At 45.2% G+C, this 16407-nt stretch carries 3 protein-coding genes; 2 read left to right on the top strand and 1 reads right to left on the bottom strand.

The annotated features are described in order from the left end of the window. Nucleotides 1–465: recombinase family protein (locus AC55NX_RS19220; RefSeq protein WP_496997199.1), on the bottom strand; the 465-nt coding region annotated here is incomplete at its 3' end. A 25-nt stretch (nucleotides 466–490) separates the two neighbouring features. Here AC55NX_RS19220 and AC55NX_RS19215 point away from each other — a divergent pair. Both AC55NX_RS19215 and AC55NX_RS19210 read left to right on the top strand, forming a co-directional pair. Continuing rightward, nucleotides 491–5113: an SDR family NAD(P)-dependent oxidoreductase gene (locus tag AC55NX_RS19215; RefSeq protein ID WP_496997198.1), complete on the top strand. Its 4623-nt coding sequence runs from the start codon at nucleotides 491–493 to the stop codon at nucleotides 5111–5113. 18 nt (nucleotides 5114–5131) lie between these two features. Then, a partial coding sequence (locus AC55NX_RS19210) for an SDR family NAD(P)-dependent oxidoreductase (RefSeq protein ID WP_496997200.1) occupies nucleotides 5132–16407 on the top strand: 11276 nt, incomplete at its 3' end.

Below are 16407 nucleotides of genomic sequence, written 5' to 3'. Positions count from 1 at the left end.
GTCTAGAACGTAAATTGAGCTTTTAGTTTCTTCTGATATTGGTTTGCGTCCTTTGTATTTACCTGCTGATTTTGCTGAAGCAATGCCTTCTAATTGGCGTTCTTTACGGATATTTAGCTCAAATTCTGCAAATACGGCCAACATATCGAGGAATGCCTTACCTGATGCTGAATCTGTTGAAATCGGCTGTTCTATAGCTGATAACTGAATATCATTAGTTCTCAGGTCAGTAACAATATTTTGCAGATCTAAAACCGAACGTGCAATTCTGTCAATTCTCGTTATAACAAGAATGTCACTGGAACGAAGGTATTCCATCAGGGCCAAATAGCCTTTGCGGTTGATACTCGATCCAGAAGCGGTATCACTGAAAATTTTAACGCAGCCAGCGCCCTTCAATTTTTGTATTTGTACATCAAGAGACTGGTCAGTGGTTGAAACTCTTGTATAACCAATTTTGTTCATTGTAATTACTCAAATTGAGCAAATCGTGATAGGCAACATTGCTGCTATTCTCGATATTTCAGAACCTCATCGTATCGGGATGATGGAGACATTGAACGAGCTGGGTATGGATTCTGTAACGTTAGTAGAATTACGTGATCAGCTACAATTGCAACTGAAGTGCGACATACCAACAAGGTTACTGTTCGATTTCCCTCAGATTGGCAAACTCATACAACACTTACATGCCGAACTGAATGGTGGAGAAAGCCAGCAAGAACAATGCATGGCCTCTGATACGTCTGACAGTCCGAAGGAAAATCATAATCATAAAATCACAGATCACGATATTGCTATTGTCGGTATCGCTTGCCGTTTCCCCGGACATGTAAATTCCCCTGAAGAATTTTGGTCTGCGTTACAGGAAGGACGGGATTTGGTTGGAGAGATTAATGCCCTGCGTTGGGATGCTAAGGTTTTTGTTCGTAACAAGCAACTTGCGACCATCAGGGCCGGAATTATCGATAATATTGACTCTTTTGATTGTGGTTTTTTTGGTATTACTCCACGAGAAGCACATTGTATGGATCCTCAACAGCGATTATTGCTGGAAACGGGGTGGGAAGCGCTAGAACGTGCCGGATATGATTTTTCGTCTACGCATGTGAATGGTGGTATTTTTATTGGCCCGGGCCCTGATGATTATGCGAAGCGATTTCCAACCGATGCAGAGTCACTGTCTCATCATCACAGTACAGGGAATGCGTTAAGTGTTACTGCCGGGCGCCTGGCTTTCACTCTGGACTGGCAAGGTCCCACATTGGCAGTTGATACTGCTTGCTCATCATCACTGATGGCCGTTCATTTGGCGATCCAAGCGCTACGTCAGGGGGAGTGTAACATTGCCCTTGCTGGTGGAATTAACTTGTTGCTATCACCAGAAACTTCCGTATTACTTTCCAAAGGAAAGATGTTGGCACCGGACGGGCGTTGTAAAACGTTTGATGCTGCGGCAGATGGATATGTCCGTAGTGAGGGATGTGGCCTCGTTGTGCTTAAGTGCTTAGAGGATGCCATAGCTGATGGAGACAATGTGATTGCGGTTATACGTGGGTCTGCCGCCAATCAAGATGGTCACAGTCAAGGGCTTACGGCTCCGAATGGACAGTCTCAGCAACGAGTACTCCGTCGGGCATTGCGCGATGCTAAGGTGGATCCCGCTCAGGTTGAAGTATTAGAAGCTCACGGCACGGGCACTCCGCTGGGTGATCCGATTGAAATGTCAGCTGCACAAGCTGTTTACGTGGATGGCGTCTCACGCCAGTCATCATTATGGGTGTCTTCTGTGAAAACGAATATGGGTCATGCAGAAGCTGCCGCAGGTATTGCAGGGCTGATCAAAACAGCACTTTGCCTGTATCATCAAACGATAGTACCTCATCTGCATTTGACGAAGCTAAACTCAGAGATTCAACTTGCTCCCAAAGTGCGAATTCCGAGTGTTGCACAGCCATGGCAAAGCGAAAGCGAGCGTTATGCTGCAATCAGCTCATTTGGCTTTAGTGGAACAAATGTACACATGATATTGCAATCCGCACCGGCAAACTCTGCGGTATCAACCCAAGCCTGCCTGCCCGCCGGACTTCGAATTTCTGCAGCAACAGAAGTAGCACTCAACGATATGATGGCTGCTTATCTGGAGATGCTGACTTCTTTGCCAGCAGACCGGTATGTCGTATTTTGTCAGCAGAGTTGGCGCCGGGCTGAGTTGGAGTGTACACGGATATTTGAATCTGCATCACAGGCAGACATGATTTCAGCACTTCGTACGATTTTAAAGGGTTCAGAATCTGTATCAATTGTGGGTAAACAAACGTCATCAATACCTATGATCGGGATGCCGGTACCCTGTTATAGATTCCAGCGTCAACGTTTCTGGCAACAGTCAGTACCTTCAGTTCGAAAGGAAAGTTCTGCTCAATGTCATTTGGGAATCAGACTCAGCTCCAAAAAGTCAGCAGTGGTTGTTTATGCTGTCGATTATCTAAATCAGCCACCGTTCAATCTTAAAGATCATTTGGTTCATGATGAATTGGTGGTTCCTGCTGCTGCTCATTTAGCTCTGATTATTGGCATGCTAAGAGATTTCCGAGGAATTCAAACGTGGGAAATTTTAGATGTCTTATGCGAAGACACATTGATCGTTGATGCTGATACAGAAGTTGTGCGTTATGAATTTAATATGATTTCTGAAGGCGAGGGGGAAGAATTCAGCATCTCAGTACATAGTGAACATGACGAGGGTGCCAGAGAGTATTTGCGAGCCAGAGCGAGAGTCGCTGAGAGTCAACCGGCCCCTGTGATTATTCCAAAATCGGCTCGTATATTAGCTGACATTGATGAAAGGACTTTTTATGACGACCTCTATTCTTCTGAGATTATGTTGTCTCATGCATTTCGCAGTATTTTGTCGATTAAACAGTTCGTTGGTTACTCCGAATCAGAGGTGATTTGGCGTTCGGATGATTCAAGTGTATGCGTACCCGGTGAATTGGATTCACTACTTCAAACAATTGCCTTAGCTACAGAAGCGGATCAACCCGGTACCAGCCATATGGGAGGGGCGACAATTCCAGTCGCTATTGATAGATTACTTGTGGCACCTATAGGTGGTGCTGGTGCTCTCCATCCACATTCATTTATTTGTCATACCCAACTTAAAAAAGAAGAAGTTGATGGTTCTGCGTTTGTTCATGATATTGCTTTGTCTATACAGGGCGAACAACCGTTTCTTAGCATTGAAGGGCTCTGTACACGACGGGTTAGTGCCCAACAGCTCAAGTCCACCAAAGTTTCTTCCTCTTATCTAAAAGAAGGATGGGTGGCTGAGTCCTTGAGTCAACCCCCTGAACAAGTGAAATCGGAGCTACCTACCGTTGTGTTATTGAACTCAACGGAAGAAATATTTGATCCAGATATACACTCTTCTCTGGCCAGGATGAGAGTACTGAATAGCCCAACAATTCAAGACATTGAAAAAGTGTGCAGTAAAGGATGTGAAGTCATATTATTGTACTGTCTGCCTCAGTGTGACCTGAATGACAAATCTGTGAACCAGGAGTTCTGGGGACAAGCGACTATGGCTCTGGTCTCAGTAGTGAGGCGTGCTTATGACATCAGTGAAGCTTTGTTGGCATTGGGGATTACAACACGCTTTCAGGTGCTTTCAAAAGGTCATGTCAAGCTGGAGGCGAAATCAGGTGGTTCCCCATTGTTTGGCTTTGCATCAGGATTATGTAAGTCACTGAATCTTGAGTGGTCAAATTGCCCTGTGGGTATGTTAGACGTCGATGAATTTTCATTGCAGCAGTATAAGACGCTGTTCGAAGATGAAATACAATATTCGCAATCAGATTGGGTCACTTATAACTGCGGACAACGCTATGTCCTTCGTGTTGAGGAGGTTTCTGCATCCAGTATTGTCGGTCCAAACGCATTTGATGGCCGTCATAATGGTCTTTACCTTTTAACTGGGGGATTGGGCGATCTTGCAATAGCAACGTGTCAATGGCTGGTAACGCGAGGAGCAAAACGTTTCCTCTTATTGGGCCGACGTCCTGAAACGGAACAGATCTCGCAACAACTGCAACGACTCCGAGAGTCGACAGACGCTCAGATCGACTACAAATCATGTGATGTAGCTGACAGGGACGCTTTAGCTGAGTTGCTTTCTCAGGACGACATTCACTCGTCTTTATGCGGTATTTTTCATTGTGCCGGTGTGTTGGCCGATGGTGTTTTCTCTTCTTTGGGCGATGATGAATTTGAATACGTCACCAGTAGTAAGGTGGCAGGAAGCTGGCATCTACATGAACTGACTCAAGATATGACGATTGATTGCTTTGTGATGTACTCATCATTAGCTTCATTATTCGGTGCTGCCGGACAAAGTAATTACGCCGCAGCAAATAGCTTTATGGATCAACTTGCTCATTATCGCAAAGGGCTTGGTTTACCGGCATTGGCAATTAATTGGTCTGGTTGGGATCAAATCGGAATGGCTGCGGGGAAAACTTCCAATACGGGTTTACGTTTATTGAGCCCAGAGCGGGCGATCATGGATCTGGAACGTCTGATGTCATCGGATATAACACAAGCCGGTGTGATTGATGTGGATTGGTCGATCATCCATGAGCTTTGGAGAGAATCTCCCCCAGCTTTGGTTAAACCTTGGCTCGCGAGTCATCAAATTCCCCTGTCTAATACTGCTGAGAAACACGATAGTACTGTCAATCTTTTAGAAGAACTCCGTGAGCTTCCACCGATGGTCAGACTCGACCATGTCAGAGAGCACCTACGTCAGATTACCCGACAGATTATGAAATTGGATGAAAATAGTGTGCTGGATGACCATAAACCATTCCAGGATTTTGGGTTTGATTCATTGATGTCAATTGAACTGAAGCAGAAGTTATACGAGAAGCTACATATCAGAGTTCCTGCAACGTTGATATTTGATTATCCCAATGTAGAAAGTCTCGCTATCTATGTCATACAAGCGTTGGAACTGGAGCATGTGACAACAAAAAATGCTCAACCAAGTACGAGTGAGAGCATGGATGAACTTGATGAACATCAGCTCGCACAAATACTGGAATCATTGTTGTAAAGGAGTACTAACTTGAATATGAATCAAGCAGAAAAAAGAAATGAAAATTCTTATAAGGATTTATTGAAAAATTCAATCCTGAAAATTCAGGAGAAAGATCAGCGTATTCAAGAACTTGAAAGTGGGCGTGATAAGCCTATTGCGGTGATCGGTTTGTCATGCCGTTTTCCTGGTGCTTCGAATCCAGAGGCTTTCCGGCAGTTGGTCAAAGACGGCAATGATGCGATAACCACCATGACGAATCAACGGTGGGATATGGATGATTTTTTCTCGCCACTTGTTGGCGAGCCCGGGAAAATCAGTACCCGTCACTTTGGGCTATTGGACACTGTCGATCAATTTGATCCATCAGCTTTTGGGATATCTGAAGATGAAGCGCCTTATTTAGATCCTCAGCACCGATTGTTGTTGGAACAGGCATGGTACTGCTTTGAGCGTGCTGGTTTAGATATTGCAGATATCAGAGGTTCTGATATTGGTGTTTTCATCGGCCAAATGAACAATGATTATACACGTCTGATCAACAGTCCACTGGACTTGAATGCTTATGTCGGACAGGGAAATGCGCTAAGTGCGGCTTCAGGACGTCTTTCCTATGTCTTTGGGCTCAATGGGCCAAGTATCTCTGTGGATACTGCATGCTCATCGTCGCTGGTTACTGTACATCTCGCTTGTCAGAGTTTGCGCATGGGAGAATGTTCTGCTGCTTTGGCGGGGGGAGTCAATTTATTGCTAAGCCCTGAAGCGGCTATCGGTACGTCTGTGGCTCACATGTTGTCGGTCAGAGGACGTTGTAATGCATTTGGTGATTCAGCAGATGGTTACGTACGTTCTGAAGGATGTGGGCTTGTGTTATTGAAAACATTGGATCAGGCAGAAAAAGACGGTGATAAAATCCTTGCAGTGATTCGTGGTTCTGCTGTCAATCAGGATGGACGCAGTCATGGCTTGAATGCACCAAATGGTCCAGCTCAGGTAGAAGTGATACGCCAAGCTTTATCTCAAGCTCAGATCGATCCTGCAGATGTTGATTATCTCGAAGCTCATGGAACAGGAACGGCACTCGGTGACCCTGTCGAAGTTCAGGCAATTGATAAAGTCTATGGGCAGGCAAAAGGGCGCTCAAAAGCTTTGGTGATGGGGGCTGTGAAAGCGAACATTGGCCATTGCGAATCGGCAGCAGGGATTGCTGGCCTGATTAAATCAATCCAAATTATACAAGATGATGAATTACCGCCTATTGCGCATCTAGAGAAACTAAACCCCCATTTTAATGGGTTGAGTGAGTATCTGGAATTTCCGACAGTATTTCTCAAAGAACGGACTAATTTGCCGACATGGCATAGTGACCAATCACGTATTGCTGCAGTTAGTTCGTTTGGATACACCGGTACTAACGTCCACATGATTGTAACTCAGTATGCTGCTGAGAAAGAACGGATTGAGGCTGGGAGCGATTCTGAGGCAGGTGGAGATCAAAGTACTGTAATTTATCCGTTTTATTTTTCTGCACATACGGCCAGCTCATTACGACATCAGTTATTACAGTGTCATGAGTTGGTAGAGAGTACACCCAACATTTCACTTGCCCTCTTATCTGAATCAGTGAACCGCATTCGTAATCACTTCACTTATCGCTTTGGATGTCAGGCTGCAACGACTCAAGAACTATTATCTTGTTTGTCAGTTGGAGCGCAGGAAACATATCAGGATTCAACCAAACGACCTGCAATAGTTTTAAACTTTGGACCTTCCACGGCTCAATACACCATTTCGGCACAAGAATTGGAACAGAATTCATGGGTGTCCCGTTTGCGAAAACTTGACGTCAGCATCAGTCAAGAGACTGAATTAAGTCTTGAAGTGTTGGTGATGTCTGAGCAGTATCCAACCCTGAAGTACATGCTCTCACAGTTATCATGTGCGGAGCGGCTCGTAACAGAAGGTGCTGAGCTTAGAAAAATTCAGGCTGTGGGGACGGGTATTATCGCGGCTTTAGTTGTGGCTGAGGTGATAACATTTGAGGACGCGGCTCGTTTATGTGTGTCCTTCGATAAAGTTGATACTGTTGATAAAAGGAAGGTAAGCGAAGCTGAAATCCGGCAACTGATTTCGGATTTGCACCTCGTTGAGGCTCAATGTCAGGTTTATGTTGAATGTCGCCATATCACGAAAACCAATCAAAGTGACAATTGGATAGAATGGCCTTATAGCCGTATATCTGAAGCAAAGGGCCTCTTACTTGAATTACTGAATCATCAGCAACAGCTGCATCAATTTCACTGGCCGATACTCGATACTGAGATTGGTATTGAAGTTCCCGAATTACAACTATTTCCGCGGATCCCCGGTGAAAAAACACACAATACTGAACAGTCTGAGGTTTGGATAAATGTACGTACCAATCTGTTTAACCGGGGAGCGTCATTGCGTTGGAATCAGGGAACAAGGGGGCAAAACAAAGCCCAGCATTTGTTACTCCCGGATTATACGTTCGATCATCGTCGTTATTGGCTTCCGGAACATGTCACTAAACGTGTGTCGGCACTTCCATTCATGTTCTCTTCAGTCCGGCATAGCATATTTACAACGCTTTTGGCAGAACCGAATGGCGGCAGTCTTTATGCGGGCGAATTATCTTTAGCACAGCTCCCTTTTTTACGAGATCACCTCGTTGCGGGTAATATTGTGCTTCCAGCAAGCGTTTACTTAAATATGATAGCGGAGGTATGTCCTTGCTTTGATGGTCTTCCGGCAAACATAGTTCAAATGCAGATCAGACAAGCATGCACTCTTGGCTCTGAGCCCATAGGTGTGTATTGCCGGGTTGAACAGAGCGACGATGATATGGCGAGTGTGGAAATCTACACCATCTCCGATCTGGGCGTGTGGACGAAACATGTCACCGCTCAAGTGAACCTTGGTAAGCAGCCAGCGGCATCGATCCACTCTCTGGTTGCTGAACGGGATTTATGTCCCCACGCTGTTTCTGTCGAAAGACATTTGGCAAGAGCCAGACAGGCAGGTATTGAATATGGGGAATCTTTTCAGGCCATCAGACAACTGTATCACGGCTCTGGTGTGGCATTGGGTAGAATTGAATGGCCATCTGTTTTGCAGGATTATTGGTCTGGCGGCAGTTTACATCCAGTGATGTTGGATGCTTGTTTTCAGGTTATTAGTGCTGCAATGGATATGGGGGATGATGAAAAAACACCACTTTTATTTGTTCCTACTGAAATTCATGACATGAAGTTTCAGGCTTATCACTCTGATATATTATGGTGTTTCATTCGTATTCTTGCGCCTGAAGCGACATTTCGTAGTGTGGAGTCGATGTACGACTATCTGACTCAGCAAGAAAAGATTTCCGTGTCTTTACATGTGTATGATGATCATGGTCAGGCTATTTTCTCAATTGAACGCTTTGAAGCATCGCGGTATCGGCCAATGCTGGATAACGCTGCATGGAAAGACTGGTTGTTAGAAAAACAATGGGTGGCATTACCTTCAGCGGTTGAGAGATTAAATCTTAGTGCATCTTTGCTACTGGCGGAAGCACGCCCTCAGTTTGGTGCTGCATCATATACCATGTCCGCAGACATCATTCAGGACTTTGATGCACTTTCGGGACATTTCATTCATAACACGCTAGCAGAACTCGGTTTAAGTGAGCAACTTTTCGATGCACTACTCACTCATGATGAGGGTTCTGAGTTCGGTTCGGTACTCGAACAACTTGGTATTTTACCGTCTTATGAGCGTCTGTTACAAAGGCTGGTGACGCTCAGTCAGCTGTTAATTCCCCCGGAACGTCCAATCCATGACATTGAAGCACAGCTGAGAACCAAGCTGGGAGAAGAGACCCATGAATTGGATTTGTTAATGCGATGTGGGAATGCTTTGACCGATGTACTGCGAGGAAAAACGAAAGCTGTTGATTTGCTTTTTGAAGCGGAAAACTCACAGGTAACAGAGGCTCTCTATCAGGACAGTCCGGGAACTCTGGCGTTGAACCATCGAATTGCAGCATTGGTTTCGGAAGCGGCAAGTCGTTTGCCATCTGGGCGGCAATTAAGAATTCTTGAAGTCGGAGCCGGCACTGGCTCCACAACGCAGCAGGTTTTAAAACAAATTAATGGACAAAATATCACTTACACATTTACAGATATTTCGACACATTTTTTAACTCGTGCGAAAGAGAAGTTTTGTGAATATGAAGAATCCATGAGTTTCCGGCTTTTCGACCTGCAACAAGATCCGATCGCGCAAGGATTTGCCCCTGGAGAGTTTGACTTAGTGATTGCAGTGAATGTACTGCATGCGACAGCTGATTTGACTCGTACCCTGAAGCATTTATCTCAATGTATGGTTGATGGTGGCGTACTGTTATTAAGAGAAGTCACTGAGCAGCAAGCCTGGCTGGATCTCAGCTTTGGGATGACACCTGGCTGGTGGAGTTATACAGATACATCGTTGCGAGTGAAGGGCCCGTTACTAGATACCGAAGGCTGGCAGGCTTTGCTAAGTGACAGTGGGTTTCATTCTCTGCTTGCGACGGATGAATCCGGCCGAACTGAAAGTGTGTTTGTTGCCGAGAAAAATCCGGACACCACAGATCTCGCGGTCACCTCACCGGAAGGGTGCTACCTTATTTTGGTTGATGAAGATGCTGATGATATGCAGTGGCTGAAGTCACTGAAACATGAGCTGGAACAGCGTGGAGTGGTTCTGGTAACGATTTCACATGAGTTGATATACGCTCATGATTCACAGGAATCAGAAGTCTTTTCATCACTGCTTATGGCGGCTGAAGATAAGCATGGCCCCATTATTGGCCTAGTCTACGCGTGGTCTATGACTTCAGCTGATCTACGTTGTGATGAAACGCTTGGTCTGTCTGAGATTGAGCTTTATCTAAAATATCCATTACTGCTTTGTCAGACGTTGCTGCATCCTCGGTGGCGACATATTTCTCCAAGCTTTCTGACAACCGGTGCTCAGCCACTGGGCAACAAAGTTACACAACCTTTACAGGCAATGATCTGGGGGCATGTATTCACCTACATAAACGAAAATGCCACATTTGCCCGATTAATTGATCTTGATGACTCTTGTGTTTCAGGTGAACGTTTATATGCAGCGTTGATGCAAAGAGAAGAATGTCAGTTGGTTGTACGAGATGGTCAGCTACATGCCGCACGCCTAAGACGTGCGACATTGGCGGTTTCTGAAGAGCAAGAAAATTTTACCAAGATTGTTGGCGATGGGAGCTACGTGATCACCGGTGGGCTGGGTGATCTAGGGCTACAAACAGCGAAAAAGCTTGCAGAACAAGGGGCAAAACATTTAATTCTCATTGGGCGCCGTGAACGAAAAGATGCAGAGAAAACGTTGAATGAGTTGCAGGCGCAGGGGGTCACAGTTGTTCCTCTATATGTTGATGTTAGTGATGCATCTGCACTAGATATTGCGCTGAAGAAGGCTCTGGTTTCTCTCCCTGAAATTCGTGGCGTTGTACATTCTGTCGGGGTATTAGACGATGGTGTGATAGAAAAACAGAATTGGGAACGGTATCTCAATGTTCTCCGTCCTAAAGTCTTTGGTGCGATTAATTTGTATCATTCAGTGGCTGGTTACGATCTGGACTTCTTTGTGATTTATTCTTCTGCTGCGGCAGTGATGGGAAATCCCGGTCAGGCTAATCATGCGGCTGCCAATGCTTTTCTGGATGCGTTTGCCTGGTATTTGCGAGGAGAAGGTTATCCGGGGCTTTCTATCGGATGGGGGGCATGGTCTGAAATAGGAGCTGCTGCGGCAAGGGATATCACAACACGTCTGAGTCGTAATCAGTCCATTGCAGGTACTATTCCACCGGAGCAGGGCGTAGCTTTGATTGCGAAGCAATTTAATTGTTCAAACGTGCAATTTACGGTCTTGCCAATAGATTATGAACGGCAGATTGATTCTCAGCAGCTACCACATACACAACGTCTGTTATCGGAACTATTGGCAGAGAAATCTGCGATACAGAAATCGTTACAAGAGTCTGACGTCCGGGAGAGCGTTAATACAGATAACTTTTTGCAACGTCTACAGCAAATGAATGCTGCTGAACGTCAGCGTCAGATTGAAACCTATTTGCAAGAGGTTGCAGTAAAACTGCTTAAACTGCAGGGAACGATTGAGCGCCAGACCAGCTTGTTTGAGTCGGGACTTGATTCACTGCTTGCTATCGATCTGCGGAGTCTGTTGGAAAAGAGGTTCGTGCAGAAGTTTGAGTCGACCTTATTATATGACTATCCCACGATTGAAGCATTAACCGACTATTTGCTCAAACGTGTTCCTGAAAATCATTCTAATCCAGATGAATCATTAGCCAATTCGCCCCAATCGTTCTTGAATGAACCTGCTAAAAGTGCAGTTAAAAATGAGTATCAAGATAATGGCGTAATTGCGGTTGTGGGGATGTCCTGCCGTTTTCCTGGTGGAGCGAATTCCATCGGAGAATACTGGGAAATACTGAAAAATGGCGTGGATACGGTTCAGCCTATCCCTGCAGAGCGTTGGGATCATACTCGATATTACGATCCAGACAGAACAACTCCGGGGAAGATTTATATTGCTGAAGGGTGCTTTATTGATCAGGTTGACCAATTTTGCCCGGAAAGATTCGGTATTGCCGGGATTGAAGCTGATCTAATGGACCCACAACAGCGTTTACTTTTAGATGTCTGCTTTGAAGCTCTAGAAAGTGCCGGGCAAGATCCTATGGCATTGAGCGGCTCTGAAACGGGCGTCTTTATGGGAGTCATGACTCAGGATTATTTACACCTGACTCAGAATGTCCGTGAACATGCTTTTTATGTAGGGACAGGCTCGGCCAATAGTGTGGTCGCAGGGCGCATTTCTCATGTCTTTGGGCTAATGGGGCCATCGATGACTTTGGATACCGCTTGTTCATCATCGTTAGTCGGGGTTCAAACGGCATGTACCCATCTCCGTTCCGGAGCCTGTGATATGGCGATTGCTGGAGGGGTTAGTTTACAGTTGTCACCCGAACCTTTGGTTATCGAGTGTGCGGGAGGCATGCTTTCTCCAAGTGGGCGTTGTCGTACTTTTGATGCGAGTGCAGATGGCTTTGTTCGTGGGGAAGGTTGCGGTGTGGTGGTTTTGAAACGGTTGGTTGATGCTGAAAGGGACCGAGACCCTATCATCGGTGTGATTCGTGGGGGGGCAATTACTCATGATGGCCGTGCTGGCGGTTTGACAGTCCCAAATGGGTTATCTCAACAGAAAGTGTTGGAAAAGGCTATGCATGATGCACAGCTTTCTCCGTCTGATATTTCGTATATTGAAGCCCATGGTACAGGAACCCATCTTGGGGATCCGTTAGAATTGAACGCGTTGCAATCGGTTTTCAATGCATCTCAGGATAAAACGCCATTGTATGTGGGTTCAGTTAAAACCAATATCGGTCATACTGAAGCTGCAGCCGGGGTTGCGGGATTAATCAAGGTTCTGCTTTGTCTGCAACACGAAAAGTTGGTTCCTCATCTGCACTTCAAGCAACCTAATCCGAATTTTGATTGGGATTTCAGTAATATTCAGGTAACAGACTCTCTTCTTGAATGGACATCAACAACAATACGTCGGGCTGGGGTGAGTTCTTTTGGATTGAGTGGCACCAATGCCCACCTTATTGTGGAAGAGTATAAGAACTCCGCGACCGTTCAAAAACGACCCTCAGGTTTTGTACCTTTGGTTGTGTTATCACATATCAGCCAAGAGCAGTTACAACTGGATGCCACACGTTACCATCAGTTACTTGCAGAACATGCGCCATCAGTTATAGATGCTGCCTATACCTTCTGTATGTCTCGATCAGGGCAAAGAGCTCAGGCTATTTTTCCAGCGAAGACACAAGATGAATTGCTCGATGGGTTAAAGAAACTGGCAAATGGCGAACTGGTAATTTCTGATAAATCGACTGAAAGGCCACGTTTGAGCTGGCATTTAACAGTGACACAGTGCCCAGTCTGGTTTAAGCATGCAAGTGCTTATTATGACTTATATGAAGTGTTCCGGCAGGTCATTGATGAAGGCGTGGAAGTTCTGCATATTTGCGGTTTCGATGAAGTGTCTTCATCTGACTTATGCTTAGTAGAAAATGTCATAATCCCCGTTCAGATTAGGTCTGCGATCCTTACTCTGGCTTATGGGCGCCTTCTCTTGTCTCTTGGAATCGAGCCCGAGAGTATCCGAGTAGTCGGGTTAGGAGGATTAATGTGTGCGGCAGCTTTGGGTGGAGTCTCTGATATGACAGCGATGATTTCCGGCCTGTTCGCAGAGAATGAACGTGAACTAACGTCTGTTTTATCAAGCATCAATTTTTCTCACAGCCATATGCACATTATCTTTGAGGCCGATGATAATACGCCGGATGTATTGAATCAGCTCTGTGCTTCTGCCTGTAATAACTTGCTGCAGAAAGGGACATATGCTGTGGTCAGCAATGACCGTGAAATTGTACTTGATCTTGTCAGAAGTAAAGTCAACAAAAATAAATTTACTGAGTTATACCAGCTACTTACTACGTTATCTTATCAAGGATTGAACATTGACTGGCACACCTATTATATACCTGCGAGTCCACGTCGGGTGGCTTTGCCCTGTAGTCATTTCCCTACACGACGTTATTGGGTCAATGACCAAACAGCAATATCCTCATCTGATGATGTCCCATTGATTTGCCATGATATTACATCGGCCAGAGATGGTAGCCGTTATATTGATTACAGTTTGGACGTTGAACATCAGGCTTTTCTTGCGGAGCATTGTCTGGGACGTATTCGAACGTTACCGGCAGCCGGGAGTCTGGCTTTTGTCATCCATGCCCTTAAGGCGCAAAATTCTATCAGTTTGAATGGTGTCAGGTTTGTACGTCCGGCTCAGTTTGAAAATCGGTTGTCTGTACAGTTATCAGTGCAGCACGAAAATCGGGCACAGTTATTTTACTGTCAGGCACCAAACGAGCAATGGCTGCTTTTCACTGATGTGGAATCCATCGTTGTCGGGCAGAAAGCGGTTGAGATGAGTTCGACAACTGATTTTGATGCACTGTTATCAACATTACATTCTGTACGTGATGAAGCTTCTTTCTCGATTAATAAAGATACGTTTTACAGCAAATATATTCCCCGTGAACTGAATTTGGGGCCATCCTATCAGCGGATCGAGTCTATGTGTCGTGAAGGGCTGAGCCTGGTCACACAAATAAGAAATGTATCATCCGATTTTGATATTGACCCTCGGGTCCTTGATGCTTGTATGCAATCTGTCAATGGGCTGGCTGACTCATTAGACATTGAGTCTAATGGGCTATTTATCCCTTATACAATTAAGCGTGTGTCTATTCTCAGTTGGCCAGTCGGGACTTATTTTTGGTGTGTGGCCCAGTTTTTGACGGAGTCTAGTCACGCGAATGAATTGGTTTATGACATTACCATCGTCGATGAACAAGATCGGGTCTGCGCATGCTTTGAACATGTCACCTTCAGAAAAACGGAGGCTATGTCTGAAGATGAGCGAGCGATATCCGATACGTCTGTTATTCATAAACTGAAGTGGCAGCATTCACCATTGCCAGCAAGTATGTCGGTTAATGAAGTGCCAATGGATACTTCTGAGTTATTACAAAATGTATTAATTATTGGTGACGCAATGTCACTCCGATCTTTAATACAAAATGACTTGGAGGATGAGTCTCTTAAGACGGTTCATGCAGCTGTAGCTGGACGGACGGTAGAAGAACTCTGTGCTGTCATTGATGAGTGTTCGGGTGCAGATGTTCTCATTTATACCGCATTGCTTGATAAGTCATATCCGGAGCATTTAGCAACTGAAGAGCTGACTCATGACCTTTGGCGCTTGAAGCAGTGGCTGGTGGCGGCAGGCAAGCAGAGTAAGCCATTCATTGTACTGACAGCATCTGGTCAATGTGTCTACAAGGATGAAATAGCTTCATCTGCAGTAGGATTTGCAGCAGCAGCATTGATCCAGACCGCGGCTCAAGAGTTCCCGTCACTCCCTGTAGTTCTGGTGGATATTGATGACTTGACTATAGAGCAGAATGGATTGGCGTGGCTTAATGAAATCAAGGCTTCCATGTCAGACACAGTTGTCGCCTATCGCGATGGGAAACGCTACCTGCGTGAGCTGGAAGTCGCGTATACCTTGCAGGAAGTATTACATCATGAGTTGGCAACACCTGTCAGAACTGATCGAACTTATCTTATTACAGGGGGATTAGGAGAGGTTGGCCTGTTAACTGCTGAAAAGCTAGTCTCGGAAGGTGCCAATGCATTAGTTCTCATGAGTCGAAGTGAACATTCGGATACTCAAAAACGGGTTGCTGCACTGAGAGAGGCAGGATGTCAAGTTGAAGTGCTATTTGGAGATATAACGGATATCGATGTCCTGAAAAAACATATGCATAAGATAGAGACGTGTATGCCTCCTCTGGCTGGAATTTTCCATGCAGCTGCGATATCAGCTAATGCTCTCATGAAACATCAATCTGAAATGGACTGGACTTCTGTAGTTGAAGTGAAAGTGAAAGGAGCACTCAATTTATTTGAAGTTAGTCGAGATATGACGCTGGATTGTTTTGTCCTGTTTTCCTCTATTGCATCTGTTGGTGGTTCTATTGGGCAGGCTAACTATGCGATTGCAAATAGTGTTCTCGACTATTTAGCTCAACATTGGTCTCAGCAAGGCACCCCAGTGATGAGTGTCAATTGGGGAGCTTGGGAAAATACAGGAATGGCCGGGCGGGCAGAATCCCGAGGCGTTGAATTTCAACAATGCTTAACAGCTCAGCAAGCACTTTCATCTCTATGCTTCCTGATGCGAAATCCAATTTCTCAGGCGATTTGTTTTAGAGCCGAGAAAACTGAGGATGTTTCTCATTGGGGAAGGATTGAAAAGGATGAGGGACATTCCCCCAATGACAATAATAGATTTATCGCTTTAGGGCATGGTTTCTTCAATTTATCCGAAGTTGAACAAAGCGATACAGTGGCTCAGTGTATTCGAAGTATTTTGAGCGATTTTCTCAAGATTGACGTCAGTCAGATCAAGGACGAGAGGCCATTTTTTGATTTTGGTATGGACTCGATTACCGCTGTTGATTTTAGTAATCGTCTGGGGGAAGCATTAGAGTTAGATCTCCATGTTGATATTATTTTCGACTATCCCAGCCTGCTGAGTCTTACTGGATATGTGCTGCAACG

The organism is Vibrio rubrogenes, from assembly GCF_059641415.1.
The sequence above is the reverse complement of the archived record's forward strand: the minus strand, read 5'-3'. Positions and strand labels throughout refer to the sequence as shown.